This window comes from Corallococcus interemptor, assembly GCF_003668875.1.
In the GTDB taxonomy this organism is placed as follows: Bacteria; Myxococcota; Myxococcia; order Myxococcales; family Myxococcaceae; genus Corallococcus; species Corallococcus interemptor.
This window is the reverse complement of sequence record NZ_RAWM01000201.1, coordinates 1-10,596: the sequence shown is the minus strand read 5'-3', so window position 1 is coordinate 10,596 and position 10,596 is coordinate 1. Positions and strand designations below refer to the sequence as shown.

Genomic DNA, 10,596 nt, shown 5'->3' with positions numbered 1-10,596 from the left:
CTCCTCGCCGCCTGCATGGCTTGCACGGAGTCACCCCGGACGCCGCGGGCGTCCGGGGTGACTCCGTGCAAGCCATGCAGGCGGCGAGGAGGCAGGCGGAGAGCAGGGGAGCGCGGTTCATGCCCCCAGGTCTAGTCCATCACACAGAGGCGGCAGGTCAGGATTGCGTGCTTGCGTCGTCTATGGACTTCGGTTACTCCTCCGGCACCGGAAAGCGGTTCTGCGCGATTAGCTCAGCTGGATAGAGCGTTGGCCTCCGGAGCCAAAGGCCGCAGGTTCGAATCCTGCATCGCGCGCAGATGTAAGGGCCCGGAATCACTGGGGAAATCCCAGGGATTCCGGGCCTTTGCTTTTGGGGCCTTCCCAGCTCCGAGGTCGGGATGACGCGTGCGCATGGACCGCTCAGACGCCCGTCACCTGGCGGATGAACGCGAGCATCCGCGAGCACGTGCTGTCCATGTCCAGGTGCTCCTCTGCCATGCGTCGGGACTCGCTCCCCATGGCCGCGAGTGTCTCCGGGCGCCGCACCAGCGCGTCCAGCGTGTGCGCCAGCGCCGTGTAGTCACCCGCTGGCACGATGCGCCCGTCCACGCCGTCGCGCACCAGCTCGCCCACGCCGCCCGCGGGCGTGGTCACCACCGCCAGACCCGCGGCCTTCGCCTCCGCGATGGCCCAGGACGACATGTCCGCCAGCGTCGGCAGCACGAAGAGGTCCGCCGCCTGCGCCAGGCCAATCAGCTCCGGCGAGTTGGGTTGCAGGCCCACGTGGATGCGCACACCCGGCGGCGGCTCGAAGGGCGTGGACGTCACCACGTCCAGCCGCCAGTTCCTCCGCCGCGTCTCCCACGCCCAGCGCATGAGCAGCTGGCCGCCCTTGCGCCCCAGGTCGCTGCCCACGAAGAGCAGCCGCACCACGCCGTCCCGGGGCTTCTTCTCCGGCGCGGGCCGCCACAGCGTCGTGTCCACGCTGGGCCAGACGACGTGCACGCGCGTGTCGGGCACGCCGTACTCCTCCACCAGGGAGCGCTTGGTGAAGCGTGAGAAGGACAGCATCCCCTTCGCGAGCGTGTACGTGCGCCGGTGCAGCGCGTGCTTCGCCCGGCCCATCCAGCCCGCGTGCTGCGTGCGCAGGCCGTAATAGCGCAGGTATTCCTCCAGCCCGCTGGGCGTCGCGTCCGTGGAGATGACGCTCGGGACCCGGCGCATGAAGTCGTGCGACAGGTGCGCCAGCCGCTGCGTGTGCACCACCGCGGCGCTCACCGGCTCCAGGGCGAAGGCCTGGTTCAGCGCGCTGCGCGCCCTCAAGCCCCCGCGCACCGACAGCTTCGAGCGCACCAGCGGCAGCTGCTCCCAGACGTCATCCGCGTGCTCGGCGATGGGCAGCCACACCGGCGTGATGTCGGTGCGGCGCCCCAGCGCCCGCTTCAGGTTGTCCAGGAACACGGCGTTGCCGAGCGTCGTCTCGATGGCGAACGCGATGCGTGGGGCCGAGGACTGCATCCGCTTGTGCGTGCCTCCCCAGGGCCAGTGCGTCCCTTCCGGGCATATAGGTGCCCGCTGCGGAATCACCAACGGCCCCCCGGGGCAGCGTCCGGATTCGCACGAAGGGGTGGGACCGGCGTCACGCCTCCGGCTGCGCGGGCGGCGGCGGCAGGTGGACGCGCACCTCGCGCACGCGGCGCGGTGATGCCTCCACCACCTCCAGCACCGTGCCGTCCGGCAGGGACACCCTCGCGCCCTTCTCCGGGATGGCGCCCCCGGCCAGCGCGATGCACAGGCCCGCGACGGTGGAGTAGTCCTCGCTCTCCTCCAGCTCCAACCCCAGCGCGCGGTTCACCTCACGCAGGCTCGCCTCGCCCTGCACCACCGCGATGGTGGGACCCTCGCGGCGCACCAGTTCCTCGGGCGTCTCGGACTCGCTGAGGATGTCCCCCACCAGCTCCTCCACCAGGTCCTCCACCGTCACCAGGCCCACCACGCCGCCGTGCTCGTCCACCACCACGGCCAGCTGCATCCGCCGGCGCTGCAGCTCCTTCATCGCGGCGATGGCGCGCATGGACTCCACCAGGAACAGCGGCGGGCGCAGCACGTCCTCCAGGACGATGAGGTGCCCCTCCCAGGCCACGCCCAGCAGGTCCTTGGCCACGATGTAGCCCACGACGTTGTCGAGCGTGCCCTCGTACACCGGCATCCGCGAGTGCCCGTGCTCCAGCAGCACCTGACGCATCTCGTCGGTGCTCGCGTGCCGGCGCAGCGCGACGATGTGCTCGCGCGTCACCATCACCTCGCCCAGCGTCAAGTCGCCCAGCTCGAAGGCCCGCGAGGCAATCTCCCCGGCGCGCGGATCCAACGTGCCCTGCTTCGACGCCTCCTCCACCAGTTGCAGGAGCTCGTCCGGAGACAGGCGCGACTCGGAGAAGTTCGTCTTGTCCCCGAAGAGCTTCAGCACCACGTTGGAGCTCGCGGTGAGGAACCACACCAGGGGCCGCATCACCCAGGACAGCGCCTTGAGCGGACGGCCCAGGGTCAGCGCGTACTGTTCGGAGTAGCGCAGCGCCAGGGACTTGGGGACCAGCTCCCCCAGCACCAGCGACAGGTACGACACCAGCGCGACCACCAGCGCGAACGCCACCTGGCTCGCCGTGGCCTCCGGCACGCCCAGGCCGGAGAGCACCCCCGCCAGCCGCTGCGCGATGCTCGCGCCGCCGAAGGCCGCCGCCGTGGAGCCAATCACCGTGATGCCGATCTGCACCGTGGCCAGCAGCCGCTCCGGATCATCCCGCAGCGCGGACACGGCCTTCGCGGACTTGCTGCCCTGTTCCAGCAGCTCCTTCAGCCGCGTCTTGCGCACGGACAGCAGGCCCAGCTCGGCGCCCGCGAAGACGCCATTGGCCAGCACCAGCAACAGGATGATGATGAGCTCCGTGACGATGGCGGACCTCCTGGCTGGATCCACCCCCACCGCGAAGGTCGGCGGGGGACCCCCCCCGTCCTACACCCCCAGCGACTGCAGGAGGAGCGACAATTGGTCGCGGCTCGCTCCCTTGGGCAGGTAGTAGTGGGGACCCGACATGAGCGCGCTGCCCACGTCCTGGGCCGCCGCCGAGGTGAGGAAGACGATGCGCGGGTTGGTGGCCGTGCGCGGCAGCTTCTCCACCACCTCCAGGCCGCTCATCCCCGGCATGTTCAGGTCCAGCAGCATGACCTTGTAGCGCTCGCCCCGCTTGAGCGAGTCGAGCGCCTCCTGGCCGTCCGCCGCCTCGGTGGTTTCATAGCCGAGGTCCTCCAGGCTCACCCGGAGGAATTCCCGCCAGTCCGCGTCGTCATCCACGACCAGGACCTTCCGCGCTCCGTCATCCACCGCGAGTCGCCCCAAGCATCCTCCTGACCTGGGGAGAACCTTCCGGGGACCCGGCGGCATTCGCGACATCTGTGCGTCGCGACGACGTCCGGCAAGCGGGCGTGCAGGCCCTAGAACAGCGCCATGCCCAGCTGGCCCACGAGATACTGGAGTGCGGGCCTGACGTTGTGGACCGCCGTCCGGGGTTTCACTGCCTGTGAGGCCTGGCACCACGCAGGCTCGCCCACCAGCCGGCCAGCCATGTGGTTGAAGACGCGGAAGCGCCCCAGGTCCGTGCTGCTTCCGGAGTTGTAGACGCGCAGGGCGCGCTCACCCGGGGTGCCCAGGTCCGCCTCGCTGGGGATGTGCCGGTGGCCGTGCAGCACCAGGTCCGCCCGGCCACCCACGCGCTCCAGCAGTCGGCTTCCCAACGCCAGCTCCGACGCGTGGGGCAGTCCGCACTTCGTGGCGATCCACTCCGGGAAGCTCTCCAGGGGCAGCGGCATCACGTGGTGGTGCAGCAGCACCGCGACCAGCGCTTCCTTCGGTGCGCCTTCCAGCGCGCGGTCCACTTCGTCCACGACGCCTTCCGTCAGTTCGCCGTGGCTGTGGAAATAGTTGCGGTTGTGCTCACCGGTGGAGTCCACGCAGACCAGGAAGAGTCCCGCCGTCTCCACCGTGTGGACCTTGCGTCCCTCCATGAACCCGCTGCCGACATCCTCGCCGGGCCGGTCATGGTTGCCGGGGATGAAGGTGAGGCGGCCGGTCTCCAGCCAGGGCGCGAAGTGTTCACGGAAGCGCTGGAACTCGGCGTGGGCGCCGCGGTGCGTGAGGTCACCCGTCACCACCACGTGATCCACTTCCTGCGCCGTCAGGGCCTTCACCAATGAGGACGCGGACGCGTCGCTCTCGCGGCTCATGTCCAGGTGAAGATCCGAAAGATGCGCCAGCTTCAGGGAGGGCATGCTGAAGGAGATAGGCATCGGTTCTTCGAGCGGCGAGGGTTGCTGTACGAAGGTTCGTCAAAAGTTGGGCCAGCGTCGTTCACCCCACCCCGTTGCTGGGGATCCACTCACCAGCACCGCGGGCGCGGCGCGCCACGTCACCGGCCGCGGCCGCAGCGCGCGGAACACCGCCACGTCCACCCAGACCTTGCCCAGCGCCACCGCCAGCGCGGCCAGGCCGGTGAGCGCGGACGGGTGGATCAGCGCGCCCAGCGCCGCGAGTGGAACCGGGTTGAGGAGCGCCTGCGCCACGTACGTGGAGGGCGATACCGCTGTGCGGTGAATGACGCTCCAGCGCAGGTAGCGCTGGAAGAAGGCGTCCACGCTCTTGCGCAACGACACGTTGAAGACAGGGGTGTGCGCCAGCACCACGCGCTTGCCCAGCTTGCGCGTCACCCACTGGCCAATGACGTAGTCCTCCGCCAGCACGTCCTTCACGGAGAAGAAGCCGCCCAGCGCCATGGACTTGCCCACCACGATGTCGCGGTCCGCCACGTGCTTCGCCGCGATCATCCCCGCCGCCGCGCTGGAGGACAGGTGCAGGTTGTCCAGGAGCGAACCGAAGGTCTTCTCGCCAAGGCCCGCCACCGGGTGCGTCACGCAGCCCACCGAGGGGTCCTCGAAGGCCGCCACGATCTCCTCCAGGTAGCCGTCCCGAGGAGGAGGGCCAGGAGGCCCACTGCGGACGCGGCCAGGAGGAGGCTGGAGGCGATGAGCATGTCGCCACCCTAGAAGCCTCACAAGGCGGGACCGGGGCGGCGGGGCGGCGGGACGGCCAACTCGCCGTGACACGCCGGTGAAGCCGTTACTCCAGGTCGCGGCTGCGCGGGTGGCGCACGTCCTTGCCGCGCACCATGTAGATGACCATCTCCGCCACGTTGAGCGCGTGGTCGCCAATGCGCTCCAGGTGCTTCGCGATGAACATCAACGCCGTGGCCCGGCGGATGTTGCGCGAGTCCTCCATCATGTACGCCAGCAGCTCGTTGAAGATCTTCAGGAAGAGGGCATCCAGCAGGTCGTCCCCCTTGAGGACGTCCTCCGCCTTGGCCGCGTCCCCGGACACGAACGCGTCCAGCGCCTTCTTCACCTGCTGCTGCGCCAGCTCCGCCAGCTTCGGCGTATCAACGTAATAAGGTGCCAGCGGCGGCACCTGGTTCAGGTCCATGGCGCGCTCGGCGATGTTCACCGCCAGGTCCCCGATGCGCTCCAGGTCGGTGACGATCTTCAGCGCCGTGGTGATGAGGCGCAGATCCGAGGCGGCCGGCTGGCGCAGCGCGAGGATGCGGCGGCACAGGTCGTCGATGTCGACCTCCAGCCGGTTCACCTCGCGGTCCGCGCCCACCACCTGCTCCGCCAGCGACGAGTCGCGGTCGGTGAGGGCCTTGGTGCTCTGGGCGATGAGGGTCTCCACCTTGGCCCCCATGGCCAGGAGCTTCTCGCGCAGGTTGCGCAGGTCCTGCTCGAATGCCTTGTCGGTGTGCGTGGCCGCCATGTCGTCCTGTTCCGTCGCGCGGGTGTTCAGCCGAACTTCCCGGTGACGTAGTCCTCGGTGCGCTTCTCGTGGGGGTTGGTGAAGATCTGCTCCGTGGCACCGCACTCCACCAATTCGCCCATGTAGAAGAAAGCCGTCCGGTCACTCACCCGCGCGGCCTGCTGCATGTTGTGGGTCACGATGGCGATGGTGTACGTGGCCTTGAGCTCGTGGATGAGCTCTTCAATCTTCGCCGTGGCGATGGGATCCAGCGCGGAAGCCGGCTCGTCCATGAGCAGCACCTCCGGCTCCACCGCCAGCGCCCGCGCGATGCACAGACGCTGCTGCTGGCCGCCGGACAGGCCCAGGGCGCTCTCCTCCAGCCGGTCCTTCACCTCGTCCCACAGCGCGGCGCCGCGCAGGGACTTCTCCACGCGCGCGGCCAGCTTCGTCTTGTCCTTGAGGCCGCCCACGCGCAGGCCATAGGCGACGTTCTCGAAGATGGACTTGGGGAAGGGGTTGGACTTCTGGAACACCATGCCCACGCGCCGGCGCAGGTCCACCACGTCCAGGGCGCGGTCGTGGATGCTGCGGCCATCCAGGAACACCATCCCGTCGTGGCTCGCGCCGGGGATGAGGTCGTTCATCCGGTTGAGCGAGCGCAGGAAGGTGGACTTGCCGCAGCCGGACGGGCCGATGAGCGCCGTCACCTTGTGCTCGGGGATGGCCAGGCTCACCTGCTTGATGGCCACCTTGCTGCCGTAGCGCAGGGTGAGCTCGCGGGCTTCCATCTTGTTGCGAGGCGTGGCGGAGGAGAGGGGCATGGGCGGAGGAGGGCGAACGTCAGTGGCCGGCCGCGGCCTTGCGGCGCGTGCGCGTGCGGATGAGGACCGCGACCAGGTTCAGGGCGAAGGTGAGCAGCAGCAGCACCAGCACCGTGGCGTAGAGCAGCGGGCGGGTGGCCTCCACGTCCGGCGACTGCGTGGCCAGCACGTAGGTGTGGTAGCCCAGGTGCATGAACTGCGAGTTCAGGCTCGTGGGAAGGTCCGGCAGGAAGTACGCCGCGCCGGTGAAGAGGATGGGGGCCACCTCGCCCGCGCCCCGGGAGATGGCCAGCACCGCGCCCGTGAGGATGCCCGGCAGCGCGCCCGGCAGCACCACCCGCGCCAGCGTCTGCGACTGGGTGGCCCCCAGCGCGAGGCTCGCGGTGCGCTGCTCCTGAGGCACGGCGCGCAGGGCCTCCTCGGTGGACACGATGACCACGGGCAGGGTGAGCACCGCCAGCGTGAGGGACGCCCAGAGGATGCCCGGCTGGGCCCAGTGCAGCTCCTCATAGCCCAGCGCGTGGTCCAAACCCTTGCCCACGAAGAGGATGAAGAAGCCCAGGCCGAAGAGGCCGAACACGATGGACGGCACGCCCGCCAGGTTCGCCACCGCCACGCGCACCACGCGGGCCAGGATGCTGGAGGGCGGTGCGTACTCGTGCAGGTAGACCGCTGTGAGGACGCCCACCGGCATCACCGCCAGGGTCATGAGCAGGGTGAGCGCCGCGGTGCCGAAGAGGGCGGGGAAGATGCCGCCGCCCATCATGCCGTCCGTGGGCGCCTGGGAGAGGAACTGCCAGGACAGGTGGCTCCAGCCGCCCCGGACGACGTCCAGGAGGATGAGGGCCAGCATGGCCACCATGACGAACGCGGCCAGCCCCGTGAGTGACACGAGCGACAGGCCCACGACCTTGCGCGTGGTGTGCTTCACCCCGCACCTCCCTTGAGCCGCTGGATGACCTTCTTCGTCCACACCCCCGCCAGCAGGTTGAGCACGAAGGTGAAGAGGAACAGCTCCACGCCGATGAAGAAGAGCAGCGCGTAGTGGGGGCTGCCCACCACCACCTCGCCCATCTCCGCGGCGATGGTGGCGGACAGCGAGCGGACGGAGTCTCCCAGGTTCCAGGACACGATGGCCGCGTTGCCGGAGGCCATGAGGACGATCATCGTCTCACCGATGGCGCGCCCGAAGCCCAGCACGCACGCGGCGAGGATGCCGGGGGCCGCCGCCGGGAGCACCACCTTCCACGCCGTCTCCCAGGGCGTGGCGCCCAGCGCCAGGGACGCCTCGCGGTAGCTGCGCGGCACGGCGGTGAGCGCGTCCTCCGTCACCGTGAAGATGACCGGCACGATGGCCAGCGCCAGGCCCAGGCCCGCCACCACGGCGTTGAGCCGGGAGGTGAAGCCGAAGGTCTCCTGGAGGAACGTCGCCATCACCATCAGCGCGAAGAAGCCCAGCACCACGGAAGGGATGCCGGCGAGCAGCTCGATGGTGGGCTTGAGCACCTCCCGCAGGCGGCGCGGGGCGAACTCCGCGGCGAACAGCGCGCCGAAGATGCCCAGGGGCACGGCCACCACCATGGACACGAGCGTCGTCTTCAGCGTGCCCACGAAGAGCGGAATCATGCTGACCTTGGGCACGCCGGACACCGGCTGCCACACGTAGGCCAGGGGCTTGCCCTTCCGCACCAGCTGCGGAAGGAACATCTTGGAGAAGCTGGCCTCCTCGCGCGCCGCCGCGTCCGTCACCAGTGTCAGCGCCTCCTTCGCCACGAAGACGAGGATGAGCACCAGCGCGGCGATGCCGGTGAAGGCCACCGCCGTAATCAGCGCGGCGATGGCCTTCTCCTTCAGCTGGCGCCGCCGGGCCGCGGGCGACAGCGTGGGCAGCGCCACCGGGGGCGCGAGGTCCTGCTCCTGCATGACGGCCTGTCTATCCAACATGGGACCCTCGCGCCGGGTGACAATCGTGTGACGCCCACTACTTCACAGGGAAGTATCCGACCTGGGTGACGATGGCCTGGCCCTCGGGGGACAGCGCGAAGTCGATGAACGCCTTGGCCTCACCGGAGGGCTTGTTGCGCAGGTAGAAGAACAGGTCGCGCGACAGCGGGTACTTGCCGCTCTTCACGTTCTCCGCCGAGGGCGCGAAGGCCTCGTTGCCCTTCTTCACCTTCAGCTCCTTGATGCCCTTGGCGTACGCGGCGCCGCCGTAGCCAATGCCGTTCTTCTCCTTGGAGACCGCGTTGACGACGGCGGCCGTGCCCGGGAGCGTCTGCGCGGCGGCGGCGAAGTCTTCCCCGCCCAGCACGTGGTCCTTCACGAACACGTAGGTGCCGGAGGAGTTCTCACGCGAGTACAGGACGATGGGGGCCTCCGCGCCGCCCACGGCCTTCCAGGACGTGGTGTCGCCCAGGTAGATGTCCTTGAGCTGCTCCACCGTGAGCGCGTCCAGCTTGTTGGACTCGTTGACGTAGAAGGTGACGCCGTCCCTGGCCACGGACACCGCGGTGGGCGGGGTGTTGTAGCGGGCGCGGAGCTTCTCCTCCTCCGCCTCCTTGATCTCACGGCTGGACATGGCGATGTCGGTGGTGCCGTTCTGCAGCGCCGCCAGGCCCGTGCCGGAGCCGCCGCCCGTCACCTGAATCTTCGTGGCGGGGTTCTTCTTCATGAACGCCTCCGCCCAGCGCTGGGCGAGGATGACCATGGTGTCCGAACCCTTCACCGTCACGGTGCCCGCCTGGGCGGTGAGCGGGAGGACGGCGAGCCCGAAGGCGACGAAGCTGGAAAGCAGGGTCTTCTTCATGAGGTGACTCCTCCTAGAAACGGGCCTGCATCTGCAGGGTGAACAGGTTGTCGTGCGGGTCCAATGCCTGGGCCACGGCGTGCGTCATGGGGATTTCGTAGGTGGCGGAGACCTTCAGGTTCTCCCCGAAGTGGTGCTGGACGACGAAGCCCACCGTGTCCACCGCGTTGTCTGCGCCCGGTACCTCGCCGGCGGCAACGTCCGTCTGGCCGTTGCGCGGATCAAAGGTGTCGTAGCGGACGGCCACCGCGTCGTTGAGGCCGATGTTCTGGACCAGCAGCAGGTACCAGCCGTGCGCGGGCACATCCAGGTGCGTGGCGTTGTTGGCGGCGCCGTAGGTGCGGCCCGCGATGAACTCGCCCTTGATGGAGGTGCCGCCCAGGGGCAGCACGTCGAAGTAGGCCTGGAGGTCCGCGCCAATGCGCGTGCGCTCGTACGCGTGGCGGAAGGTGTCCGTGGGCAGCCGGCCCAGGTCGTGGCCGTACCAGCCGGAGATGCCACCGGCGATCCACTTCAGGTCGAAGCCCAGGTGGGCGATGAGGTCCTTCTCCTTGTCGTTGTCCTGGGTGGTGCCGCTGTCGGTGCCGTTGCCGTCGAAGATGCCCACGGCGAGCCGCAGGAACTTGTAGCGGCCGTTCAGCTTCGCGCCACGGTCGCGCTCGCTGGGCAGCAGGTTGCGCACCACGCGGCTGCGCTCGGGGAACTCGCGGTCGCTGGAGGACTGGGGGCCTTCGTAGCCGAAGGGCCACTTCATCTGGCCCAGCGTGACGGACAGCTGCTGCTTCGTGCCGGGGACGAAGAGGGTGGCCTCCGCGTCGCGCAGCGTGACGCCCGCGGGCACCGCGTCGATCTGCAGCATGAACTGCGACCAGTCCGTGGTGTACGTGGCCTTCAAGCGGCCCCGGCGGACGCCGAAGCGGCTGTAGCCGCCCGCGCCGCTGTCATCCAGGTCCTGCTGGTACTGGTAGCGGCCCTGGATGTAGCCGGAGAAGCGCAGCTTCTTGAGCGCGGACAGGTCGTTCTTCGTCTCCGTGTTCTGCTCCTCCAGCGCCTCCACGCGGTGCTCGTCCGCCGTCAGCCGCTCGTCGATGGAGGGCGACCTCTCCGGGACGGTGGGGGCGTTGGCGCGCGGCTCGGAGGCCGGCGGGGGC

General features: G+C 69.2%; 11 protein-coding genes and 1 tRNA gene. 1 reads left to right on the top strand and 11 read right to left on the bottom strand.

What is annotated here, in order from left to right; genetic code table 11:
* Nucleotides 1–222: 222 nt before the first annotated feature.
* Nucleotides 223–296, top strand: a tRNA-Arg gene (locus D7X96_RS37430).
* Nucleotides 297–402: 106 nt separating this feature from the next.
* Here D7X96_RS37430 and D7X96_RS37425 read toward each other — a convergent pair.
* The 11 genes from D7X96_RS37425 to D7X96_RS37375 form a co-directional block, all read right to left on the bottom strand.
* Nucleotides 403–1,500, bottom strand: coding sequence for a glycosyltransferase family 4 protein (locus tag D7X96_RS37425; protein ID WP_121771877.1), 1,098 nt, complete (start codon nt 1,498–1,500; stop codon nt 403–405).
* A 121-nt stretch (nt 1,501–1,621) separates the two neighbouring features.
* Entirely contained in the window at nt 1,622–2,905 is a 1,284-nt protein-coding gene (locus D7X96_RS37420; RefSeq protein ID WP_121771878.1) for a hemolysin family protein, read from the bottom strand.
* 87 nt (nt 2,906–2,992) lie between these two features.
* Entirely contained in the window at nt 2,993–3,376 is a 384-nt protein-coding gene (locus D7X96_RS37415) for a response regulator (protein WP_233610107.1), read from the bottom strand.
* A 95-nt stretch (nt 3,377–3,471) separates the two neighbouring features.
* A complete protein-coding gene (locus D7X96_RS37410) occupies nt 3,472–4,305 on the bottom strand; it encodes a metallophosphoesterase family protein (protein ID WP_255425039.1) in 834 nt (277 codons plus the stop codon).
* 57 nt (nt 4,306–4,362) lie between these two features.
* On the bottom strand, nt 4,363–5,085 hold the full coding sequence (locus D7X96_RS37405) for a glycosyltransferase (RefSeq protein ID WP_279637424.1): 723 nt from the start codon (nt 5,083–5,085) through the stop codon (nt 4,363–4,365).
* A gap of 64 nt (nt 5,086–5,149) precedes the next feature.
* Complete coding sequence (phoU, locus tag D7X96_RS37400; RefSeq protein WP_120552614.1) at nt 5,150–5,836, bottom strand: phosphate signaling complex protein PhoU; 687 nt, start codon at nt 5,834–5,836, stop codon at nt 5,150–5,152.
* A gap of 26 nt (nt 5,837–5,862) precedes the next feature.
* Nucleotides 5,863–6,606: a phosphate ABC transporter ATP-binding protein PstB gene (pstB, locus tag D7X96_RS37395; RefSeq protein WP_120552619.1), complete on the bottom strand. Its 744-nt coding sequence runs from the start codon at nt 6,604–6,606 to the stop codon at nt 5,863–5,865.
* Nucleotides 6,607–6,658: 52 nt separating this feature from the next.
* Nucleotides 6,659–7,570, bottom strand: a complete 912-nt coding sequence (gene pstA, locus D7X96_RS37390) for a phosphate ABC transporter permease PstA (protein ID WP_120552613.1) — start codon at nt 7,568–7,570, stop codon at nt 6,659–6,661.
* Nucleotides 7,567–8,562 carry a phosphate ABC transporter permease subunit PstC gene (gene pstC / locus D7X96_RS37385; protein ID WP_199747175.1) on the bottom strand — a complete coding sequence of 332 codons (996 nt, stop codon included), beginning with the start codon at nt 8,560–8,562 and terminating at the stop codon, nt 7,567–7,569. The genes pstA and pstC overlap by 4 nt, the downstream gene beginning before the upstream one ends.
* Nucleotides 8,563–8,620: 58 nt before the next feature.
* Complete coding sequence (locus tag D7X96_RS37380; RefSeq protein ID WP_121771876.1) at nt 8,621–9,445, bottom strand: phosphate ABC transporter substrate-binding protein; 825 nt, start codon at nt 9,443–9,445, stop codon at nt 8,621–8,623.
* A 13-nt stretch (nt 9,446–9,458) separates the two neighbouring features.
* Nucleotides 9,459–10,596: porin (locus D7X96_RS37375; protein ID WP_121771875.1), on the bottom strand; the 1,138-nt coding region annotated here is incomplete at its 5' end.

Coding starts and splice junctions, on each gene's coding strand:
- phoU (WP_120552614.1), bottom strand. CDS start 5,836: ATGGCGGCCACGCACACCGACAAGGCATTCGAGCAGGACCTGCGCAAC.
- D7X96_RS37380 (WP_121771876.1), bottom strand. CDS start 9,445: ATGAAGAAGACCCTGCTTTCCAGCTTCGTCGCCTTCGGGCTCGCCGTC.
- pstC (WP_199747175.1), bottom strand. CDS start 8,562: ATGCAGGAGCAGGACCTCGCGCCCCCGGTGGCGCTGCCCACGCTGTCG.
- D7X96_RS37425 (WP_121771877.1), bottom strand. CDS start 1,500: ATGCAGTCCTCGGCCCCACGCATCGCGTTCGCCATCGAGACGACGCTC.
- D7X96_RS37410 (WP_255425039.1), bottom strand. CDS start 4,305: ATGCCCTCCCTGAAGCTGGCGCATCTTTCGGATCTTCACCTGGACATG.
- pstB (WP_120552619.1), bottom strand. CDS start 6,606: ATGGAAGCCCGCGAGCTCACCCTGCGCTACGGCAGCAAGGTGGCCATC.